The sequence below is a fragment of the Novosphingobium sp. SG754 genome (genome assembly GCF_013149315.1).
In the GTDB taxonomy this organism is placed as follows: Bacteria; Pseudomonadota; Alphaproteobacteria; order Sphingomonadales; family Sphingomonadaceae; genus Novosphingobium; species Novosphingobium capsulatum.
This window is the reverse complement of the sequence record NZ_JABGCC010000001.1, coordinates 526979-547576: the sequence shown is the minus strand read 5'-3', so window position 1 is coordinate 547576 and position 20598 is coordinate 526979. Positions and strand designations below refer to the sequence as shown.

The window sequence follows — 20598 nt, the reverse complement described above, 5'->3', positions numbered from 1 at the left end:
GCGGCCATGAAGATCGCGCGTCTTTCCCTGCTGGCGGCCACGGCATTGCTCAGCGCCAGCCTCGCCACGCGGCTGAGCGCGGCGCACGATGCCGCGCCCGCCCCCGCTATGGCGCAACCGGTGATGGAAGATCCCAACCAGGCGCGGGTGGATTATATCGAGAATTGCGGCGGCTGCCACGGCGTGAACGGCAGCACGGTGCCGGCGCAGCTGCCCGAACTGCTGGGCCGCGTCGGCTGGTTCATGTGCACGCCCGATAGCCGTGCCTATCTGCTGCGCCTGCCCAACGTCGCGCACAGCCGCATCCGCGACAATGCCGAGCTGGCCGATCTGATGAACTATGTGGTCTTCGTGCTGGGCGGGCATAGCGTGCCGGCCGGCACCCGTCCGTTTACCGCCGATGAAGTGGGCCGCGAGCGCCAGCATGCGCTGTCCAACGCCTCGCTCACCGCAGAGCGGCTGCGCCATGCCACGACTGCGGTAAAGCAGTGCCATGCCCCGCAGGATATCAAGCTGCTCTATCCTGGCTACAATCCCGCGACGGCGCACTGACCCGCGCCGATCGGCGCGGGGCCGATGCCCGTCAGCGACGCAGGCGACTGTCGTAGACCAGCTTGCCACCCACGAACGTCATATCCACCTTGCCCTTGAGCAGGGCTTCGGGTGGTGCGGTCAGCGGATCGAACGGCAGCACGATCATGTCGGCCAGCTTGCCCGGTTCCAGCGTGCCCTTCTGGCTTTCTTCCCAAGACAGATAGGCGCCATTGGCGGTGTACATGCGAATCGCCTCGGCACGTGAAACAGCTTCTTCCGCGTCGTGCACCACGCCGCTGGGTCCCTTGCGGGTGATCGCGGCATAGAGGCCGACGAGCGGCCCCACCCGCAGGTTGTCGCTGCCAAAGGCCATGAACAGGCCGAATTTCTTTACCGGCGTGGCCACCGCATTGTTATGCGCCAGGCGCCAATCGTCCAGCACCTGGGTGTAGCGGTCTTCCAGGTTGTAGAGAAAATTGGGCTGCTGGGCGATCATCACCTTGTCGCGCGCCATGGTCTGCATCGTGGCATCGGGCGGCATGATCGTAAAATGATCGGTGAACCAGCGGTGGTCAGCCGGCATCTTGCCCTGCGCCGCCAGGCGTTTGAGCGCCATGTCATAGGCGTTGACGGTCTGCACGATGGCCGCGTCGCCAATGCAGTGCAGGCCCATCTGCCAGCCGGCCGCGGCCGCGGTATCGACCATCTCCTGAAGCTGCGCGTCGGTGAAGCGGCCCTTGCCGCGAAAGCCAGGCTGCCCCTTGTAATCGGCCAGCAGCCACGCGGTGGGGCCGGTAAAGCCGCCGTCCACCGCGTTCTCGCCAATCGCGCCCAGGCGCACATGATTGTCACCATAACCGGTGTGATGCGGGAAGGCCTTGAGCCGCGCGGCGCCGGGATAGCTGATGTACATGGTCACGCGCGGCAGGCGGTCACCCATTTCCGCATAGAGTTCGCGCGCGCGGCGAAAGGTCATTCCCGCGCCCAGCAGGTCCAGCCCCTGCTCGCCGGGCGCCGGGCCGCCCGCACCATAGGGCTCGTCGTCGATCGATCCGCTGGCATCGTGGAAACTGGTTATGCCCAGCGCCAGGATGGAGCGGAGCCAGGTGACCGTTGCCGGCTTCATCACGTCCCAGCCGGGCTGGGGGATCAGGCGCAGCACCGCGCCATAGCTTTCGCGGATGATACCGTTGGGCTCGCCACTGGCATCATGCTCGATCAGCCCACCGGCGGGATCAGGCGTGTTGCGGTCGATCCCCGCCAGCTTCAGCGCCAGGCTGTTGGCCACGGCCGAATGCGATCCGGCGCGCACCAGCAGCACGGGATTGTCAGGCACGGCCGCATCGAGATCGGCACGGGTTATGTTGCGCTTTTCCGCCAGGTTGGCTTCCTGCCAGCCATAGCCGGTGATCCATTGCCCTGGCCCCAGCGCGCGGGCCTTGTCGCGCAGCATGGCCTGCACCTGTGCCATGCTGGTGGCGCTGGCCACGGCAATGTCGCTGGGCTTGATCGGCGCGGGATGCAGATGCGTATCGATGAAGCCGGGCATCAGAGTGCGGCCTTTGAGATCGACCACATCGCGCGCCGCAAAGCGCTTGAGCAGCCCTTCCCCGCCCACCGCAACAATACGATCGCCGCGCACCACCACAGCCGACGCCACGGCAAAACGCTTGTCCACCGTCAGCACCTGGCCATTGTGCAGGATCAGGTCTGCCATCTGGCGCGCCTGCGCCCCACTGGCGCCGCACAGCACCAGTGCCAATCCCGCCACGCCTGCCTGCCACGCCTTGCGCATTGCCTTGCCCCCCGGTTCGCCTGAAAGAGGCTAGCAAATTGTGATCTCAGTGCAACGGGCTTTGCGTCGGCGCATCGGGTGCCTAAGATCGCTGGATGACCGCGCCTTCGCTGAACCCGCTCTATGCCACCATGCCCACCACGATTTTCGAGGCGATGTCGGCCCTCGCGCGGGAGCATGGCGCGATCAACCTCGGCCAGGGCTTTCCCGATGGCCCGCCGCCGCTCGCCCTGGCGCAAGCCGCCGCGCGGGCCATGGCGGAACGATCGCAGCAATATCCCCCGATGGCCGGCGTGCCCGAACTGCGCGATGCGGTCGCCGCGTTCTATGCCCGGCGGCAGGGCCTGGCCCTGGGCCGCGAGCATGCCATCGTTACGTCGGGCGCGACGGAGGCGGTGGCGGCGGCGATCCTTGCCACTGTCCGCGCGGGAGACGAGGTGCTCGTGCTGGCGCCGGCCTATGACGCCTATGCCCCGCTGGTGCGCCGCGCTGGCGGGGTGCCGGTGTTCGTGGGCCTGGCGCCGCCCGATTGGGCCATGCCGATCGATGCGGTGCGCGCCGCGGTCACGCCGCGCACCCGCGCGCTGATCCTCAACGATCCGCTCAATCCCACCGGTACGGTGACCAGCGCGGCAGAGCGGACGGCGCTGGCGCAGCTCTGCGTTTCCGCCAACCTGATCGCCATCTGTGACGAGGTGTGGGAGGTGGTGCGGTTCGATGGCCTGCGCCATGCCTCGCTGATGGCAGAGCCGGGCATGGCCGCGCGCACGATCAAGGTGGGATCGGCCGGCAAGATCTTTGGCGCCACGGGGTGGAAGGTGGGCTGGCTCGTGGCCGATCCGGCACTGGCCACGGTGGTTGCGCGCGCGCACCAGTTCCTGACGTTTACCACGCCGCCGATGCTGCAATGGGCCGTGGCAGAAGGGCTGACCGATGATGCGCTGATCGATGCCCAGGTGGCCGATTGGGCGGCATCGCGCCAGGCGCTGCTGGAAGCGCTGGCCCACCATGGCTTTGCCACCCTGCCCGGCAGCGCCACCTGGTTTTCGTGCATTGATCTGGCGCAGAGCGGCGTGCCCCTGGATGATCGCACCTTCGCCACGCGCGCCGTCGCCGAAGCGGGCGTGGCAACCATTCCGCTTTCCGCGCTGTGGGAAGGCCCGCCCGCGCCGCGCCATATCGTGCGGCTGTGCCACTGCAAGCCGCCGCCCATGCTGCGCGCCGCCGTGGGAAAGCTCGCCGCGTGGCGCGATGGTTTGTGACAGGTTGAACCGCTCGTCCCGCCTGTCAAACCATCCGCAAAATTCCCTCTTGCGCGACTCGAAAGACAGGCGCAGCATCCCTTTATCGACAGGAAAACGTGCCGCCGATCAGCTGGTACAAGCCGATGATTTACGGCGCTATTTTCTTGAAGTGCAAGCCTTTTGCCAAACGGAACACCGGCCATGTCCGCTCGTGCCTTCACGGCATGGTGAGCGGGTGTGACGGCGCCCGCGAGGGGGCTTGCGGCAATGGTTTTGTGCGCAGCAATTCCGCCTTGGCTGGTGTCTGGACACGCGGCCTGGAACTGTTTCGCAACCACCATATGCCTGTCCTTTGCCCCGGCGGGGTCCGTCCTGTGCGTTCTTGATCGGCGCGCGTGGGAGCGGTGCTTCGAGGCAAAGGCCACGCCCGTGATGCCGCCCGCAAGCGGCGTTGCGCAGCAGGTCAGGCCTCGCTCTTCCCCGAGCGGGCGATACGGACCGTGCACGGGAGCTTTGGCGCCGCCTGGCCATGCCGGACGCCGCCAACGGCCCAGGGGCTTCGTGCCCTGGAAGGCCCCCGCCCTCGGCCCGTCGGCCATGGCCGAACACAACGCCGGTTAAACGGCCACAGGCGCATTGGGGGCCGGCAGCGATGCCGGCCCCCGTTTTCTGTGGCTTGCCGTTTCCTTGGACAGCGGCGCCGCCATGCCCTACCGCGCGGCCATGGCCGAAAAGTTCGAACGTCATCGCCAGCCCTGGACTCCTGCTGAACTCCAGAAGCTTCACACCCTCGCCAAAAAGGGCATGGGCCTCAAATCCATTGCCAAGGCGCTCACCCGCACCGAGGAATCGGTCAAGGACCGGGCCAAGGCCGATGGCCTGAGCATTGCCAAGCTGCGTTGACAAGCTTGGGTTCAGGCAGTCCAATCAATACGGTGGGCCGTCGCAACCGCACCCTGTTTGCAAGGAAACCGTTCATGAATGCACGTGCTGCCAGCGTTATTCTGGGTCTTGGTGCCATGCTGATCGGCATGAGCCAGACGCCCGCTTTGGCCGAGGCTGATCCCGGCAAGAAGGCCTGCGTGCAGGAAGCGCGGCGGCTGTGCCCGGCCGAGATGAAATCGTTGAGCCGCAAGAAGGTGGAAGCCTGCATGATCGCCAAGATCAATGAGACTTCCCCCGTGTGCCACGCCGCGATGCTGCGCATCCGCGCAGAACGCCAGGCGGCCGCTAAGCGCTGATTCCGGCGTTGCCGTAGAGCGCGCTGTTCTCCGCCCTGATCCGCACCGTCAGCATGGCGGCGTTGAGCACGGTAAACAGCAGCGCCACCCACACCAGGCCAAACGTTAACGGCAACACCGCGATTTCGGCGGTCACCACCATATAGTTGGGGTGGCGCACGAAACGGAACGGCCCACGCTTTACCAGCGGTGCGTCACGCGTGACGATAATGCGCGTGGTCCAGCGCGGGCCCAGCGTGGCCAGCACCCACACCCGCATCAGCTGCAGCACGGCAAATACCGCCAGCAGCGGCAGAAAGATCGGGCGGTCACCCACCGTGAACCACAAGACCGCCAGCCATGCGGTGTGCATGGCAACCATCACCGGATAGTGATTGGCGCCCACTTCGCGCGCCCCGGCCGCCATCAGCCGCGCGGTGTTGCGCCGCGCGATCACCAGCTCGCTCAGGCGTTGCAGCGTGACAAAGGCCATGATGGCATAGGCCGCGTTCATGCCGCACACCGCAGCGTGAGCGACGACGCAGTAAACCCCGGCCCCAGCGCGCTCATCACGCAAAGCGGCGGCAGCCCCTCTTGCCGATAGCGATCCAGCACGAACAGCACCGTTGGTGCAGACATATTGCCGTGATCCCGCAAAACCTCGCGCTCCTTGACCAGTGCGCCCTGGTTCAGAGCAAGGGCGCTTTCCAATGCATCGACCACCTTGGCCCCGCCGGGATGGCAGATGAAGCGGTCAACGTCCTCGATCCGCAAGCCTTGCGGGGCAAGCATCTCCTCCATCGCCTGGCGCATTTCCTGCCGGGCAAAGGCGGGAATGGCCCGGTTGAGCACGACGCCCAGGCCGGTTGGCTCTGCCTGCCAGCCCATGATGTCGAGCGTATCGGGCCAGGTCTTTTCGGCGCTGGCGGTAATCTGCGCAAAGCCGCCCTCGCCGCTGCGCAGCACGCCGGCCGCCGCGCCATCGCCGAACAGCGCGGTCGACACGATATCGGCCTTGTCCGCCCGGTCGGTGCGCAAGGCCATGCTGCACAGCTCCACCGTGACGAACAGCACGTGCGATCCGGGCGTGGCGCGGGCGAGCTTGCTTGCCAGGCCCAGCCCGGTTGTGCCGCCGGCGCAGCCCAGGCCGAACACCGGCACGCGCACTACATCGGTGCGGAACAGCATCCGTGCCATAGCGCGCGCCTCCAGGCTGGGGGTGGCGATGCCGGTGGACGACACGGTAACGATGGTATCCACCTGGTCGGCGCGCAGATCGGCCTGGGCCAGCGCCTGCTCCGCCGCCGCAACCCACAGATCGAGCGCCACCTCGAGATAGACCGCGCTTCGTTCGGCAAAGCTGCGTTCCTGGCGATACCAGGCCACCGGCCGCGCCAGTTGGCGGGTGTGGACGCCAGCGTTGGTATAGACCGCAGCCAGCCGCTCGAAATCGGCGAAATGCCCGCCAATGAGCGTACGCGCCGTGGCGATCGCCTCTTCCTGGGGCAGGATATTCGGGGGAGTTTGGGTGGCAAGCGAGAGAATTGAAACGGGCAGCATCTACGGTATCGCCTGCAAGACCGGCGAACCGGTGAAAAAGGTGCAGCCCGAAACGATTTTGACGAGAGCGAGTTCCTTGCCTGCGATAGGACAAGGGCGATTTCGCACAGGAGAATCGATGGCTGGACGCATGGTTGGCACGGACGCCCCGAGCCTAGGCGAAAGAGACGGCGCAAGCTATCGCGAATGGATAGGCTTTATCCTGATGTGCCTGGGCATGTTCATGGCCATCCTCGATATTCAGATCGTCGCCACTTCGCTGCCCGCCATCCAGGCGGCGATCGGCATCGCGCCCGATCGCATGGTGTGGGTGCAGACCGCCTATCTCACCGCCGAAATCGTCGCGATCCCGTTGACCGGGTTTCTTACCGCGCGGCTCGGCATGCGCTGGCTGTTCGTGGCAGCGGCCTGCCTGTTCACACTGGCATCGGCAGGGTGCGCGGCCAGTAGCGGCTTTGCCCAGCTGATCGCCTGGCGCGTGGTCCAGGGTTTTGCCGGGGGAACGCTGATCCCGGCGGTGTTCGCCGCCGTGTTCCTGCTGTTTCCGCCGCGCAGCCAGGGCCTTGCCACCACGATCGCCGGCGTGGCGGCGGTGCTGGCGCCCACCATCGGCCCGATCGTGGGCGGGTGGATCACCCAGTCCTATTCCTGGCACTGGCTGTTTCGCGTCAACATCGTGCCCGGCATCGTTGCCAGCCTGGGGGTGTTGCTGTTCCTGCGCGGCAAGCAGACCGGCCGCCAGGCTGGCCGGCCGATAGACGCGCTGGCGCTGGTGCTGCTCGCCGCCGCGCTGGTGGCGCTGCAACTCGGCCTCAAGGACGCGCCGTCGCGCGGCTGGGCAGACCTGCGCGTGGTCGCGCTGCTTTGCGCGTCGGGCATCAGCGCGATCGGCTTTGTCTGGCGCACGGTGACATCCTCTGCCCCGCTGGTGGAACTGCGCTGCTTTGCCGATCGCAACTTCACCATCGGCTGCCTGCTCAGCTTCGTGCTCGGCTTCGGGCTGTTCGGCTCCACCTATCTCATGCCCTTCTTCCTGGGCCTGGTGCGCGAACACGGCCCGCTGCGCATTGGCGAGATCATGCTGGTAACCGGCTGCACCCAGCTGCTGGTCGCGCCGATCGCCGTCTATGCCGAACGCCGGATGGACCCGCGCCTGCTCACCGGTTTCGGCTTCGTGCTGTTCGCCATCGGCCTGCTGCTCAGCACCAGGCAGACTGAGCAGACCGATTTTCAGGCGATGATTCTGCCCCAGATCGTGCGTGGCGCCGCCATCATGTTCTGCCTGCTGCCGCCAACCCGCATGGCATTGGGGCGGCTGCCCGATCGGCTCGTGGCCGATGCCAGTGGGCTGTTCAACATGATGCGCAATCTGGGCGGTGCGGTTGGCCTGGCGTTGATCGACACCACGATCTTCAGCCGCGCCGCCACCGCCGGCAACCACATCGCCGACCAGTTGCGCGCCGGCGACGTAGCCACCGCCGTGCGCATCGGCATTCCGCGCGACGCTTTCCTGGAACAGCGCGGCCAACCGCTCGACGATTTCACCACCGAGATGGTGCGGCCCCTGGTGGAAAAGGCCGCGCTCGTTCCCGCCGTCAATGCCGCGTGGCTGCTATGCGGCGTGCTGGTCGCGCTCGCGGTCCTGGCGCTGTGGTTCGTGCGCCGGGACGCGGCGCTGCGCGACTGACACGGCTGGTCTGGTGAAGAGTGACGTCGCAGGCTAAGGGCGCTGTCGCAGCGGTGCGGCCAGGGCGTGCCAGCCCGCGTGCCCGCATCTCGGCAGACCGTCAGGATTTTGAAGCAGCATGAATTACCGCCATTCCTTCCATGCGGGCAACAGCGCCGATGTCGTCAAGCATGCCCTGCTGATCGCGCTGGTGCGGGCCTTGCAGCAAAAAGACGGCGCGCTGACCCTGATCGACACCCATGCCGGCTGCGGGATTTACGACCTGCGCGGCGATGCGGCCCAGCGCACCGGCGAAGCGACGCAGGGTGTGATGCGGGCCTTTGCCGACCAGAACCCCCTGCTGGACGACTATCGCGCCGCCGTGCAGGCCGTGAACGAGGGCGCCGAGCCACAGCTCTATCCCGGTTCGCCACGGTTTCTGGCGCAGCTACTGCGGCCGCAGGATCTGCTGATCCTGAACGAAAAACACCCCGACGATGCCTATGCCCTGCGCGGCGCAATGCGCGATACGCCCGCCGCCGTGCATCAGCGTGATGCCTATGAGCTATGGCTGGCGATGGTGCCGCCACGCACGGCGCGTGGGCTGGTGGTGGTCGATCCGCCCTATGAACAGACCGACGAACGCGCGCGGATCGTCACGACGCTTGCCGCAGCCCATCGCAAATGGGCCCATGGCGTGACGGTGATCTGGTACCCGCTCAAGGACCGCGCCGCGCATGTCCGGTGGAAAGAACAGCTGCGCAAGCTGCGCATCCCGAAACTGCTGACCATCGAACATTGGCTCTATGATGCCGACCAGCCGGGCATCTACAACGGCGCCGGGCTGTTCATCGTCAACCCGCCCTACGCCTTTACCCAGGCACTGCCGCCCATGCTCGAAGCGCTGCGCGCCGCGCTGGCGCCAGAGGGGCACCGGGGCGAGCTTGCCACCGCCTGGCTGGGCGCGTGATCGGGCGGCCTGCGGCGTAGCCCCTCCCCGCACGGCGGCGAGGGGCTTGGCGCTCATCGCTTGAGCAACGGCGCCAGATAGTGGCCGGTGAAGCTCGCCTTGTTCTTGGCGACCTGTTCCGGCGTGCCCACGGCCACCACTTCGCCACCGCGCACGCCGCCTTCGGGGCCCATGTCGATGATCCAGTCGGCGGTCTTGATCACATCCAGATTGTGTTCGATCACCACCACGCTGTTGCCCTGCTCCACCAGGCGGTGCAGCACTTCCAAAAGCTTGCGCACGTCTTCGAAGTGCAGGCCCGTGGTGGGCTCATCGAGGATGTAGAGCGTCTTGCCGGTGGAGCGGCGGGCCAGTTCCTTGGCCAGCTTCACGCGCTGCGCTTCGCCGCCCGATAGCGTGGTGGCCTGCTGCCCCACCTTGACATAGCCCAGGCCCACTTCGCCCAGCATAGCCATGCGATCGCGAATCGGGGGCACGGCCTTGAAGAACTCCACCGCGTCTTCGATCGTCATGTCGAGCACGTCGGCGATCGAGTGGCCCTTGAACTTCACCTCCAGCGTCTCGCGGTTGTAGCGCTTGCCGCCGCATTCCTCGCACGTCACGTAAACGTCGGGCAGGAAGTGCATCTCGATCTTGATCAGGCCATCGCCCTGGCACGCCTCGCAGCGTCCGCCCTTGACGTTGAAGCTGAACCGCCCGGCCTTGTAGCCGCGCGCCTGCGCCTCGGGCAGGCCGGCAAACCAGTCACGGATCAGGGTGAACGAACCGGTATAGGTCGCCGGATTGGAGCGCGGGGTGCGGCCAATCGGCGACTGGTCGATCTCGATCACCTTGTCGCAATGTTCCAGGCCCTTGATCGCGTCATGCGCGCCGGCCACCACGCGCGCGCCATTGAGCACACGGGCAGCACCGGCCTGCAGCGTATCGATGGTGAGGCTGGACTTGCCCGAGCCGGACACGCCCGTGACGCAGCAGAACGTGCCGAGCGGAATCTTGGCCGTCACGTTCTTGAGATTGTTGGCCCGCGCGCCTTCCACCACCAGGGACAGGCCATTGCCCTTGCGGCGCTTCTTGGGCACCTCGATCCGGCGCGCGCCGGTCAGGTATTGCCCGGTCAGGCTGTCGGGATTGGCCAGGATATCCTCGAGCGTACCCTGGGCAACGATCTCGCCGCCGTGGACGCCCGCGCCGGGGCCGAGATCGACGACATAGTCCGCCGCGCGGATCGCATCCTCGTCATGCTCTACCACGATCACCGTGTTGCCCAGGTCACGCAGCCGCTTCAAGGTTTCGAGCAGGCGGTCGTTGTCGCGCTGGTGCAGGCCGATCGAGGGTTCATCGAGCACGTAGAGCACGCCCGACAGGCCCGAACCGATCTGGCTGGCCAGGCGGATGCGCTGCGATTCCCCGCCCGACAGCGTGCCCGAGGTGCGATCGAGGTTGAGGTAATCGAGCCCGACATTGTTGAGGAAGCCGAGGCGTTCGTTGATTTCCTTGAGGATCGCCTTGGCAATCTGGCTCTGCTGGCTGGTCAGCTTGCTATCGAGCGTGGCGAACCATTCCAGTGCATCGCTGACCGACAGGCGCGTGCTGGCAGAAATGTCGTTGCCCGCCACTTTCACGCTCAACGCCTCGGGCTTCAACCGCGCGCCGTTGCAGGTTTCGCAGGGTTGCGCGGTCTGGAACTTGCCCAGTTCCTCGCGCATCCAGGCGCTTTCGGTTTGCAGCATGCGGCGATTGAGATTGCCGATCACGCCTTCGAACGCCTTGGAAACGGTGTAGCTCTTCTTGCCGTCGATGAAGGTCAGCGGCACGGCCTTGCCCGCGGTGCCATGCAGGATCACGATCTTCACCTCGCCCGACAGCTTGTCCCACGGGGTATTGAGGCTGAAGCCGAAGTGATCGGCCAGGCTGGCCAGCACCTGCATGTAATAGGGGCTGGGCGGATTGGACTTGGCCCAGGGCACGATGGCGCCCTGCTTGAGGCTCAAATGCTCGTTCGGCACGACCAGTTGCGGGTCGAACAGCAGCTTTTCGCCCAGCCCGTCACACGCCGGGCAGGCCCCCTGCGGCGCGTTGAACGAGAACAGCCGAGGTTCGAGCGCATCGAGCGTGAAGCCCGAGACCGGGCAGGCAAACTTTTCCGACAGGACAATGCGGTTGTCGGGCAAGCCGGCGCCCTTGAGCTGGCCTTTAGCAGTGCCCTTCTTGGCCTTTTCCGGCGCTGTCTCGCCATTCAATTCGGCCACGGTCGTATCGGCCAGGTCGATAAAGACCAGCCCATCGGCCAGCTTGAGCGCCTGCTCGAAACTGTCGGCCAGGCGCGTCTGGATGCCGTCCTTCACCGCGATGCGGTCGACCACCACCTCGATATCGTGCTTGTACTTCTTGTCGAGCGCGGGGGCGTCTTCGATGGCGTAGAGTTCACCATCAATGCGCACACGGGTGTAGCCCGCCTTCTGCCACTCGGCGAGTTCCTTGCGGTATTCGCCCTTGCGGCCGCGCACCACCGGCGCCAGCAGATAGGCGCGCGTGCCCTCGGGCAGGGCCATCACGCGATCGACCATCTGGCTGACGGTCTGCGCGCTGATCGGCAGGCCAGTGGCCGGCGAATAAGGCACGCCGATCCGAGCCCAGAGCAGGCGCATGTAGTCATAGATTTCGGTGACCGTCGCCACGGTCGAACGCGGGTTGCGGCTGGTGGTCTTCTGCTCGATCGAAATGGCCGGCGAGAGGCCGTCGATGTGCTCCACATCGGGCTTCTGCATCATTTCCAGGAACTGGCGCGCATAGGCCGACAGCGATTCGACATAGCGCCGCTGCCCTTCGGCATAGATCGTGTCGAACGCCAGGCTGGACTTGCCCGAACCCGACAGGCCGGTGATCACCACCAGGCTGTCACGCGGCAGATCGACATCGATCCCCTTCAGGTTGTGCTCGCGCGCGCCGCGCACGGAAAGGGTGGTCAGCGCGGAGCGAGCGGCGCCGGGCGCACGTGTGGGGGCGGTCGACATGAAGGGCAATGTTCCAGATTTGTTCGATTCACGCAAGCCTGTCGCAGCGCAGCAAGAACCGCGCAAGATGGCTCGGTGGGCAAGGGCGATTGCCCCCTGATGTGGGGAGCCGATCAGCCGATCGCAAGCGCGCGGGTGCGCCCATCGCCCACCCAGCGTGCCTTGACGCCCCAGACCCCGGCTAGCACGCCTTCGGCCAGCGCCAGGTGCGGCGCGCCATTGGCGGCCACGGTGCCACGGTCGAGCACGATGACGTGATCGGCATGGTTCATCGCCAGGGCAAGATCGTGCAGCACCACCACCACGCCCACGCCTTGCCCTGCCAGGCGGCGGAAATGGGCGAGCAGCGCCTGCTGGTGCGCCAGGTCGAGGGCGGCCAGCGGCTCGTCTGCCAGGATCCAGCGCGGCTGCCCGGCCAGGACCCGCGCCAGCAGCGCACGGGCCCGCTCCCCGCCCGACAGCGTGCCCACCTCGCGCCCGGCAAGGCCGGTAAGGTCAAGCGCCTGCAACGCTGCCATGGTTGCGGCCGCGTCTATCCGCATCGGTGTGCGGTGCGGCAGGCGGCCGAGCCGCACCAGCGTTTCCACCGTCACGTTCCACGCCACCTCGCCCGCCTGCGGCAGATAGCCGATGGCGATCGCCCGCTCCCGCGCGGTCAGTTCGGCCAGGCGATGCTGCCCCAAAGACACGTGCCCGCCATCGGGCTCTTCCAGGCCAGCAAGCGCGGAGAGCAGCGTGGACTTGCCCGCCCCGTTGGGCCCGCAGATCGCGGTCAGGCGCCCAGGCGAAAGCCCCACGCGCACATCGCGCAGGCGGCCCACCATGGTGACGGCATCGGCAACAAGATCCATGGCCCCGGTGCCTCTCAAGCCAGGCCGCGCCGCAGGCGCAGCAAAAGATGCAGGAAGAACGGTGCGCCCAGCAGGCTGAGCGCGATGCCCAGGCGCAGCTCGCCGCCCGCCAGCGGCAGGCAACGGCACAGCGTATCGGCCAGCAAAAGTAACAGGGCCCCGGCCAGCGCGCTGGGAAGCAGCAGGCTGGATGGGCGGCGATCGGTGAACGGGCGCACGATATGCGGCACCATCAGCCCGACAAAGCCGATGACCCCGGCCGCCGAAACCCCGGCACCCACAACCAGGCCCACGCCCACCACCATCAATCCGCGCAAGGCCACCGGATCGAGGCCCATCGAGCGGGCCGCCAGTTCGCCCAGGGTGAGCGCATCGAGCGCCGGCCCGGCACGCCACAGCAGCACCAGCCCCAGCGCGGTGAGCGGCGCGGCCAGCGCCACATCGTGCCAGCTGCGATCGGTCAGCGCGCCCATCAGCCAGGTGACAATCTCGGTCAGGGCAAAGGGATTGGGCGCCAGGCTGATCGCCAGGCTGGTCAATGCGCCAGCCAGGCTGGACAGCATCATGCCGGCCAGCGTGAACAGCGCCACGCCCCCGGCCAGGCCCGTGCGCGGGCCCGACGCGATCAGCGCCAGCAGCACCATGCCCCCGGCCGCGCCCGCCAAGGCCATCGCCGGCAGCGCGAAAGGCTGCACCGCAAAGCCGGTAAACAGCGACAGCACCGCACCTAGCGCGGCGAGCGGCGCCACCCCGAACAGGCCGGGATCGGCCAGGGGATTGCGCAGATAGCCCTGCATCGCTGCACCCGCCGCGCCCAGTCCGGCCCCGACGATCACCGCCAGCACCGCGCGCGGCAGGCGCAGTTGCGCCAGGATCACCGTGGCATTGGCACCGGCCGGATCGAACGGATTGATCCACACCTGCCCGGCCAGCAGGCACAGCGGAAACAGCACGAGCAGCAAGCCACCCAGCACCAGGGGCAAGGCAGCACGGTTCATGGCATCGCTTCCAGCTCTTGGCGCACCGCCACCATGCGGTTCAGGAACCGGGGAATGGTTGGGCCGCCGCAATAGATCAGGTTGGGGGAAATCGGCACGCGCGCGGTGTGGCGCAGCGCCGCGAGCGCGGGATGGAACAGCAGGCGGTCTTCCTGCGGCGCGGCCTGATCGGCCAGGGTGCCGCGCGGGGTGCCCACGGCCATGATCACGCGCGGCGGATCGGCCAGCATGCGCTCCAGCGACAGGCGTTCGGATTGGCCCAGGCCGCGTTGCGCACTGAAATTGGCAAAGCCGGCACGCATCATCAGGTCTGATGCCAGGGTATTCTGGCCCGGCACCAGGCCGCCCGGTTCCCACAGCACGGCCGTGATCGGCGCCGTGCCCGGCGGCGGCGCCGCGGCGGCGACTGCGCGGTCGATCCGCGCGATCAGCGCGGCGCCGCGCGCCGGCTGCCCGGCCCAGCCGGCCAGGCTGCGCACCTGGGCGCGCGCGGCATCGAGCGATTCGGCAATGCCCACCGTTTCCACGCGCAGGCCCAGCCCGCGCAACGCCGCCAGCGTGGCCGGATCGGCATAGGTGCTGGTCACCACCACATCGGGGTGCAGCGCCAGCACGCTTTCTACCGCGCCATCGGTGGTGGCAAAGCGCATGGCCTGCGCCACGTCCATCGAGGTTTGTGCCGGATCGCGGCTGTAGGAAGACAGCGCCAGGATCTGCGCGGGATCGGCCACTTCTGCCAGGATCGCATCGCTGCAAGGGTTGAGCGACACGATCCGGGGCAGACGATCGGTGGCCTGCGGATCGGCGGGAGCCACCTGCGCGCACCCGCCCAGCATCAGCGCCAGCGCCACGGCACCACGCTCCATGCGCCGGCAGAGCAAGGCAATGTCAGGCACGATGCGGCCGCTCACGGCAAAGCCATTCCTCCAACCGGCGCCACGCCATCAGTACCGCAGGCGAACGCCACCGAACACGGAACGACCCAGCGCGCCATAGCCCGCTGCCGTCACCAGCGGCCGATCGAACACGTTTTCCACCCGGCCGAAAAGTTCGGCCTGATGAAGGATCGGCAGACTGGCGCGCACGGTGGTGACGCTACCGCCCGCCAACTTGATCGAATTGGCCGCGTTGTCAAAACTTTCCGACTGGAAGCGCAGGTCTGCGGCCAGGGCCAGGCCAGCCCAGGGCGTGGTCCAGTCGAGCGAGGTGGTCAGCGCGTGGCGCGGGCGGCGAGCAAGGTCGTTGCCGAACGTGGCGGCGCCAGGCGTGCGGTCGGTCGCCTCGGTATAGGCATAGGCGATCGTGCCCTTGACCTGGCTGCTGAGCGCGGCGCCCACATCGAGCTCGACGCCTTGCGCGCGCGCCTTGCCGACGTTGTCATAGACGCCATAGGCGTGGCCCTGGCACAGCGCGCTTTCGACCATGAAGCACGAGACATAGGCGATGAGGTTGCGGGTATCGCGGCGGAACAGAGTGACCCCGGCATGGAAGCCGCCATCCTGGCTGGCATAGACCACGCCCAGGTCATAGCTGCGGCTGCGTTCGGGATCGAGCGCGGCATTGCCGTAATCGGGCGAGAGCAGCTGATAGAGCGTGGGCGCGCGGAAACCTTCGCCATAGCTGGCATTGAGGCGCAGCCCGCGCACTACTTCCACCGTGCCGTTGGCCCCCAGGCTGACATTGCTGCCGAACTGGCTCTGTTCGTCATAGCGCACGCCGGCCGCCAGGCTGGCCTTGGCGGTGTACCAGCCAAGCATGGCATGGCCGCTGGTCAGATGCGCGTTCTGGCGCGTGTCATAGGTGCTGTCGAACCGGGTCCATTCGCGATCCGCCCCGAAATCGAGCGCGAAATCGGCCGGCAGGCTATAGCGGCCGTTCAATTCCACCCGCTCGCTGCGACCATTGTAGCCATATTCGAACGCGTTGTCGGCCCCGCCGGTGTAATAGCGGCGGCGTGTGTCTGACAGGGCATAGCCAGCATCGAGCGTCAGCGGGCCGCCGGCATAGTGCAGCCCGGCGCGGCCGAAGAACTGCCGCGTGGTGGTGTATTCCGGGGTATCGGCAAAGACATAGTCGGGCGCGGGATAGCCATCGATCTGGGTCTTGCCATCGGCATAGCGGGCATTGGCGACCAGCGACAGCGTATCGGTGAGGTTTACCCGCGCCTTGCCGCCCACGCGCCACTGGTCATAGCCGTCGGGCTCGGTCCCGCTGGCAGCGGCCGAAATGCCATCGGTGGTGGCATAGCCGCCATCGATCGAGAAGGCATAGCGATCGCGCTTCACGCCGGCGACAGCATCGGCATCATAGCTGCGGCGCGAGCCGGCCTCGGCCGAGGCTTCGACGCCATCGATTTCACGCGTGGTCACCGCGATCACCCCGCCAATGGCAGAGCTGCCCCAGACCACCGAGTTGGAGCCGCGCAGCACTTCGATCCGCTCGATCCCGCCACTCGTCAGCGTGCCGAAGTCAAACCCGCCCGATGGCGCCGAGGGATCTTCCACGCGCACGCCATCGACCAGCACCAGGGTGTGCTGCCCTTCCCCGCCGCGCAGGCGCACGGCGGTTTGCGCACCCAGACCCCCGGTGCGCGACCAGGTCAGGCCCGGCACGCGATCGAGCACGCGGGTCAGGTCAACGCCCTGCACCGCCTCGATCGTCTGCAACGGCAACACGGTGATGGCCTGGCCGGTCTGGTCGAGCGACAGGTCGTTGCCGGTGGCCAGCACGGTGATCTGCGCGCCATCGGCGGCGGGGGCTTCATCGGCATAGGCAGGGGCGGCCAGCATCACGGCAGTGGCGAGCGCAACAAGCGATGTCTTCACGGTTCTTTTCCTCCCGGCCCATGGACAGTCTTGCCGTCCATGGCGCGAGGGTCCGCCGGGCCCTGGCGGAAGACTCGTCACGCTTGCGCCCGGTACACCCCGCCCGGCCGCGGAACGACCACACACCGGCAGGTTTCCTGGCTCATCCGAAGTCAACGCGACACGCCGGCCTTCCCAGCCCGCCAAGGGGCCAGTGGCGCGCAAGGGCGCGGCGCTCGTCCGGAAACAGTTGCGGGGGCAGCGCCGGCTGGTTCCGGCTTCCCTCTTAGCCCGCATGGTTGCGGGCACCGGTGGCGTCAGGCGGGGCGGATAGCGACACCTGCACCAAGGGGCAAGCCCGCAGCCGTGATTAACCAAGGGGTAGCAGGCTGTGCCTTATCGGGACGAGGACGATTCCTCCCGTGCATGGTTGCAGTGCAACGCGTAACGCACCATGGCGCAGACCAAGCCTGCCCTGTTTCACGCCCTATGCCAGACCCGATTCCCTTCACCGGCGCCACGCCCACCCTTCCGCCCGAGGCGCTGATGCCGCCGCCGGGGCCGGAAGAGCGCGTCGCCCTGGCCGGGCAGCGGCAGGCCGATGGCGCACGGCTCGCCACGCTTAGTCTGCCCCCCGTCCGACCGCGGGATTTTGCCGCACGCATCCGCCGGCGTGACATGACCTCGTGGCGCCATCAGCACCGCGCGCCCTCGCGCCTGGCCGAGCGGGCCGCCGGCATTGCCGCGATCGGCGCGCTGGGCCTGGTGCTCGGCGCCATCGGCTGGGGTTCGCCCGGCAGCGATGCGGCCGCCGCACAGGATCGCAACGGCGGGCTGCAACCGTTCGAGCGGGCGGGTGAAAGCTTTCCCGGCTCGGCGTTCTACTATGTTTCGGCGCAAGACAGCGGCCTGCTTGCCCCGCAGGACGCCGCACGCGCCTGGGACCGGCAGGTGGCCGCCATCCGCAGCGACGCCGACGATGGCACCACCACCGCGCCCTGGTCTGCCAATCCGGCAGCGCGGCCACTGTTTGCCACCGGCAGCGGCGAAGACCGCTGGCGCGCGCTGCAATGCCTGACCACCGCGATCTATTACGAAGCCGCGTCCGAACCCGATGCCGGGCAGCGCGCGGTGGCGCAGGTCGTGCTCAACCGCGTGGCGCACCCGGCCTTTCCCAAGACGGTTTGCGGCGTGGTGTTCCAAGGATCGGAACGCCCCGGCTGCCAGTTCAGCTTTGCCTGCGACGGCGCGATGGCGCGCCGTCCGGTGCAACAGTTCTGGGACCGCGCCCGGCGCGTGGCAGCCGATGCCCTGGCGGGCAACGTGTTTGCCCCGGTGGGCCTGGCCACGCATTACCATACCAGCGCGGTCCATCCGCTATGGTCAGACAAGCTGGCCTTCATCGGCACGATCGGCGCGCATCGCTTCTATCGCTGGGCTGGATCGGCCGGGCAGCCCGCCGCCTTCAACGCCAGCTATCGCGGTGGCGAGCCGCTGGCCGCGCCCCATCCGCGCAGCTGGGTGCCGGCCGCGGCCGACGTGGTCGATCCGGTGACGCTGGAAAAGGCGTTTGAGGAAGGCCGCATCAGCGCGCTCGAACACACCGGTGCTTCGGCCGGCGCCACGACGGGCACGGCCACCGGGGGCCTGGGCGAATCGCCCCAGCGTGCGATCCCTGCCAGCGCCGCGCCGCAACTGGCAGCGCCCCTGCCCGGCGCGCCCAATCCGCAGGTTCGCCCCGAAGCGCGGGAAACCTATGAAAACGCCGGAAAATGGATTGCCCAGCCGCATGGCTGAAGGCTGATTGAACCCGGCCAGGCGCTGCATCGGCACGCTTGGCCGCGTCGGCGGGAACATCAATGTCCCGTTTACCGTCTCATCTCACGCCCTGTTAGCGCAACGCCCCGTAGAAGGACGGCAGAGCCGCCAGGAAGTTTACCCCGAAATCGGCTTTGAACACGAAAAAAGCCGAACTTTCGGTGTCGCGATGAAGAACGGAGACCACCCGCGCATGCTGCGTTTCGCCCCTCGCTATGGCATGATCTCGCCCTGTCTCCGCCGGCCCGCCGGCCGCGTGCCGCGCCCTGCCAACGACAATCCGGCCTGGTCGCTCCAGGCAGCCCAGGACTATCCATCGCCGGTACGCGCCATGGCCGGGCGCCTCGCTGATCGACTGGCCGAAGACGCCCTGCTGGCCGAAGCGCTGCGCCTGTTTGCCAGCCATGGCCATGCCGCCGCCGGGCAAGCTGCCCGCGCCGCAACCCGCGCGGCGATGGCCGGGGACGCGGAACAGGCGGATTGGTGGGCGCAGGTGTGCCACACGCTCGATCGCCGCAAGGCCATTGCCCTGCGCCGGGAACTTGCCGGGCTCGGATGAATTTCACGCAGCAAGCCGAGAAGGCTGCGCCCATCGCCGGCACGCCTGAAAAACCCGGCGGCCGCACCGTTCTGAAACGCGGCAAAGGGCTCGCCTGTCGCATTCGTATGAACGGTAGATTTACCACTTAACGCTATTGCGAACTGATATCAAAGAAACCCGCAGATGCGGGGTTTTTTGCGGTTGCAATCCCTCTCGGGCAGGCCTACGTGCCCCTCCACTTGCCGGCAACCCTTCCCGTCTCGCGGGCGCGGGGGGACCTCCATCCGGGGGCTTGAGTCGGCAACGCTTGAACGCTTGTCCCGCGACGACTCCGGGAAAGGACCGTAAAGCACATGGCACGCAAGAAGATCGCGCTCATTGGCGCGGGTAACATCGGTGGCACTCTGGCGCATCTGGCCGCGCAGAAGGAACTGGGCGACATCGTCCTGTTCGACGTGGTGGAAGGCGTTCCGCAGGGCAAGGCCCTCGATCTCTCGCAGTGCGGCCCGGTCGAAGGCTTTGACGCCAAGATCATCGGCACCAACGATTACAAGGACATCGCTGGCGCAGACGTCATCATCGTGACGGCTGGCGTGGCGCGCAAGCCCGGCATGAGCCGCGATGACCTGCTCGGCATCAACCTCAAGGTGATGAAGTCGGTCGGCGAAGGCATTCGCGACAACGCGCCCGACGCCTTCGTGATCTGCATCACCAACCCGCTCGACGCGATGGTCTGGGCGCTGCGCGAATTCTCCGGCCTGCCCGCCAACAAGGTGGTCGGCATGGCTGGCGTGCTCGACTCGGCACGCTTCAGCACGTTCCTCGCCTGGGAATTCGGCGTTTCGGTGCGCGACGTGAACTCGTTCGTGCTCGGCGGCCACGGCGACACCATGGTTCCGGTCGTGGAATATTCCACCGTCGCCGGCATCCCCGTCACCGACCTGATCAAGATGGGCGCTTCCACCCAGGAAAAGATCGACGCGATCGTGGCCCGCACCCGTTCGGGCGGCGGCGAAATCGTCGGCCTGCTCAAGACCGGTTCGGCGTTCTATGCCCCGGCAGCCTCGGGCATCGCCATGGCCGAAGCGTACCTCAACGACCAGAAGCGCATCCTGCCCTGCGCCGCCCATGTCGACGGCGCCTATGGCGTTGACGGCCTCTATGTCGGCGTGCCGGTGGTGATCGGCGCCGGCGGCGTGGAAAAGGTCATCGAAATCAACCTCGATGAAACCGCCAAGGCCAACCTCCAGGTCTCGGTCGACGCGGTCAAGGAACTGCTGGTGGCGTGCAAGGGCATCGATCCCTCGCTCGCCTGATGGCAGCATGGTTCGCGGCCGTCCTTTCCCGGGCGGCCGCGGCACCTTCTACCGGACTGTTTTTCAGGCCGGCAAAAGCGATAAGACCCTTTGCGAAGGGCGCTGACCAGACGCCATTAAGGATACCTGGCCCATTGCGCGCAAGGCATGCGCAGGGCGGCCGGTCCGGCCATGGCGGCGGGAAAGCGATGACAGTCACAGGCAGGCTGCGCCGGTATGCACTCTGCCCACAACCTTTTTCCGAAGCCCCTCCCCTCCCCGGGGGCA

General features: G+C 67.2%; 17 protein-coding genes and 1 riboswitch. Of the genes, 9 read left to right on the top strand and 8 right to left on the bottom strand.

Features of this window, described 5'->3' with window-relative positions; all coding sequences use genetic code 11:
* Positions 1-6: 6 nt before the first annotated feature.
* The gene (locus tag FHW97_RS02500; RefSeq protein ID WP_171797896.1) at positions 7-552 is read left to right on the top strand and encodes a cytochrome C; all 546 of its coding nucleotides are present in this window, start codon (positions 7-9) and stop codon (positions 550-552) included.
* A gap of 31 nt (positions 553-583) precedes the next feature.
* Here the strand turns inward: FHW97_RS02500 and FHW97_RS02495 are convergent, their stop codons facing one another.
* A complete protein-coding gene (locus tag FHW97_RS02495; RefSeq protein WP_171797895.1) occupies positions 584-2329 on the bottom strand; it encodes an amidohydrolase in 1746 nt (581 codons plus the stop codon).
* Positions 2330-2424: 95 nt separating this feature from the next.
* Between FHW97_RS02495 and FHW97_RS02490 the strand changes: the two genes are divergently transcribed.
* The 3 genes from FHW97_RS02490 to FHW97_RS02480 all read left to right on the top strand — a co-directional run bounded on the left by FHW97_RS02490 (position 2425) and on the right by FHW97_RS02480 (position 4814).
* Positions 2425-3591 carry an aminotransferase class I/II-fold pyridoxal phosphate-dependent enzyme gene (locus FHW97_RS02490; RefSeq protein WP_171797894.1) on the top strand — a complete coding sequence of 389 codons (1167 nt, stop codon included), beginning with the start codon at positions 2425-2427 and terminating at the stop codon, positions 3589-3591.
* 705 nt (positions 3592-4296) lie between these two features.
* Positions 4297-4476: an SANT/Myb-like DNA-binding domain-containing protein gene (locus FHW97_RS02485; protein WP_054130888.1), complete on the top strand. Its 180-nt coding sequence runs from the start codon at positions 4297-4299 to the stop codon at positions 4474-4476.
* A 74-nt stretch (positions 4477-4550) separates the two neighbouring features.
* Positions 4551-4814, top strand: a complete 264-nt coding sequence (locus FHW97_RS02480) for a hypothetical protein (RefSeq protein ID WP_028657822.1) — start codon at positions 4551-4553, stop codon at positions 4812-4814.
* Here FHW97_RS02480 and FHW97_RS02475 read toward each other — a convergent pair.
* Positions 4804-5307, bottom strand: coding sequence for an isoprenylcysteine carboxyl methyltransferase family protein (locus tag FHW97_RS02475; RefSeq protein ID WP_169041089.1), 504 nt, complete (start codon positions 5305-5307; stop codon positions 4804-4806). The genes FHW97_RS02480 and FHW97_RS02475 overlap by 11 nt on opposite strands.
* On the bottom strand, positions 5304-6353 hold the full coding sequence (locus FHW97_RS02470; protein ID WP_171797893.1) for a type III polyketide synthase: 1050 nt from the start codon (positions 6351-6353) through the stop codon (positions 5304-5306). Before FHW97_RS02470 ends, FHW97_RS02475 begins: the two co-directional genes overlap by 4 nt.
* A 118-nt stretch (positions 6354-6471) precedes the next feature.
* On the opposite strand from FHW97_RS02470, the gene FHW97_RS02465 reads away from it, so the two are divergent.
* Complete coding sequence (locus FHW97_RS02465) at positions 6472-8040, top strand: DHA2 family efflux MFS transporter permease subunit (RefSeq protein WP_082349711.1); 1569 nt, start codon at positions 6472-6474, stop codon at positions 8038-8040.
* A 118-nt stretch (positions 8041-8158) separates the two neighbouring features.
* Complete coding sequence (locus FHW97_RS02460; RefSeq protein ID WP_169041087.1) at positions 8159-8989, top strand: 23S rRNA (adenine(2030)-N(6))-methyltransferase RlmJ; 831 nt, start codon at positions 8159-8161, stop codon at positions 8987-8989.
* Positions 8990-9042: 53 nt separating this feature from the next.
* Here FHW97_RS02460 and uvrA read toward each other — a convergent pair whose 3' ends face one another.
* The 5 genes from uvrA to FHW97_RS02435 form a co-directional block, all read right to left on the bottom strand.
* A complete protein-coding gene (gene uvrA, locus FHW97_RS02455; RefSeq protein ID WP_171797892.1) occupies positions 9043-12003 on the bottom strand; it encodes an excinuclease ABC subunit UvrA in 2961 nt (986 codons plus the stop codon).
* A 113-nt stretch (positions 12004-12116) separates the two neighbouring features.
* Positions 12117-12854 (bottom strand): ABC transporter ATP-binding protein, encoded by a 738-nt coding sequence (locus tag FHW97_RS02450; RefSeq protein WP_169049747.1) that lies wholly within the window; start codon positions 12852-12854, stop codon positions 12117-12119.
* 14 nt (positions 12855-12868) lie between these two features.
* On the bottom strand, positions 12869-13852 hold the full coding sequence (locus FHW97_RS02445) for an iron ABC transporter permease (RefSeq protein WP_168351631.1): 984 nt from the start codon (positions 13850-13852) through the stop codon (positions 12869-12871).
* Positions 13849-14763, bottom strand: coding sequence for an ABC transporter substrate-binding protein (locus FHW97_RS02440; protein ID WP_370525287.1), 915 nt, complete (start codon positions 14761-14763; stop codon positions 13849-13851). The genes FHW97_RS02445 and FHW97_RS02440 overlap by 4 nt, the downstream gene beginning before the upstream one ends.
* Positions 14764-14796: 33 nt before the next feature.
* Positions 14797-16677, bottom strand: a complete 1881-nt coding sequence (locus FHW97_RS02435; RefSeq protein WP_171797891.1) for a TonB-dependent receptor domain-containing protein — start codon at positions 16675-16677, stop codon at positions 14797-14799.
* A 109-nt stretch (positions 16678-16786) separates the two neighbouring features.
* Positions 16787-16984: riboswitch (cobalamin riboswitch) on the bottom strand.
* Positions 16985-17145: 161 nt separating this feature from the next.
* Between FHW97_RS02435 and FHW97_RS02430 the strand changes: the two genes are divergently transcribed.
* The 3 genes from FHW97_RS02430 to mdh all read left to right on the top strand — a co-directional run bounded on the left by FHW97_RS02430 (position 17146) and on the right by mdh (position 20331).
* Positions 17146-18453 (top strand): cell wall hydrolase, encoded by a 1308-nt coding sequence (locus FHW97_RS02430; protein WP_253941527.1) that lies wholly within the window; start codon positions 17146-17148, stop codon positions 18451-18453.
* Positions 18454-18643: 190 nt separating this feature from the next.
* The gene (locus tag FHW97_RS02425; RefSeq protein WP_231627520.1) at positions 18644-19033 is read left to right on the top strand and encodes a hypothetical protein; all 390 of its coding nucleotides are present in this window, start codon (positions 18644-18646) and stop codon (positions 19031-19033) included.
* Positions 19034-19368: 335 nt separating this feature from the next.
* Complete coding sequence (gene mdh, locus FHW97_RS02420) at positions 19369-20331, top strand: malate dehydrogenase (RefSeq protein WP_022675965.1); 963 nt, start codon at positions 19369-19371, stop codon at positions 20329-20331.
* The last annotated feature ends 267 nt before the right edge of the window (positions 20332-20598 follow it).

Coding starts and splice junctions, on each gene's coding strand:
- FHW97_RS02480 (WP_028657822.1), top strand. CDS start 4,551: ATGAATGCACGTGCTGCCAGCGTTATTCTGGGTCTTGGTGCCATGCTG.
- FHW97_RS02430 (WP_253941527.1), top strand. CDS start 17,146: ATGCCAGACCCGATTCCCTTCACCGGCGCCACGCCCACCCTTCCGCCC.
- FHW97_RS02425 (WP_231627520.1), top strand. CDS start 18,644: ATGAAGAACGGAGACCACCCGCGCATGCTGCGTTTCGCCCCTCGCTAT.
- FHW97_RS02500 (WP_171797896.1), top strand. CDS start 7: ATGAAGATCGCGCGTCTTTCCCTGCTGGCGGCCACGGCATTGCTCAGC.
- FHW97_RS02445 (WP_168351631.1), bottom strand. CDS start 13,852: ATGAACCGTGCTGCCTTGCCCCTGGTGCTGGGTGGCTTGCTGCTCGTG.
- FHW97_RS02490 (WP_171797894.1), top strand. CDS start 2,425: ATGACCGCGCCTTCGCTGAACCCGCTCTATGCCACCATGCCCACCACG.
- FHW97_RS02475 (WP_169041089.1), bottom strand. CDS start 5,307: ATGAACGCGGCCTATGCCATCATGGCCTTTGTCACGCTGCAACGCCTG.
- FHW97_RS02450 (WP_169049747.1), bottom strand. CDS start 12,854: ATGGATCTTGTTGCCGATGCCGTCACCATGGTGGGCCGCCTGCGCGAT.
- FHW97_RS02465 (WP_082349711.1), top strand. CDS start 6,472: ATGGCTGGACGCATGGTTGGCACGGACGCCCCGAGCCTAGGCGAAAGA.
- FHW97_RS02460 (WP_169041087.1), top strand. CDS start 8,159: ATGAATTACCGCCATTCCTTCCATGCGGGCAACAGCGCCGATGTCGTC.
- mdh (WP_022675965.1), top strand. CDS start 19,369: ATGGCACGCAAGAAGATCGCGCTCATTGGCGCGGGTAACATCGGTGGC.
- FHW97_RS02495 (WP_171797895.1), bottom strand. CDS start 2,329: ATGCGCAAGGCGTGGCAGGCAGGCGTGGCGGGATTGGCACTGGTGCTG.
- FHW97_RS02485 (WP_054130888.1), top strand. CDS start 4,297: ATGGCCGAAAAGTTCGAACGTCATCGCCAGCCCTGGACTCCTGCTGAA.
- FHW97_RS02470 (WP_171797893.1), bottom strand. CDS start 6,353: ATGCTGCCCGTTTCAATTCTCTCGCTTGCCACCCAAACTCCCCCGAAT.
- uvrA (WP_171797892.1), bottom strand. CDS start 12,003: ATGTCGACCGCCCCCACACGTGCGCCCGGCGCCGCTCGCTCCGCGCTG.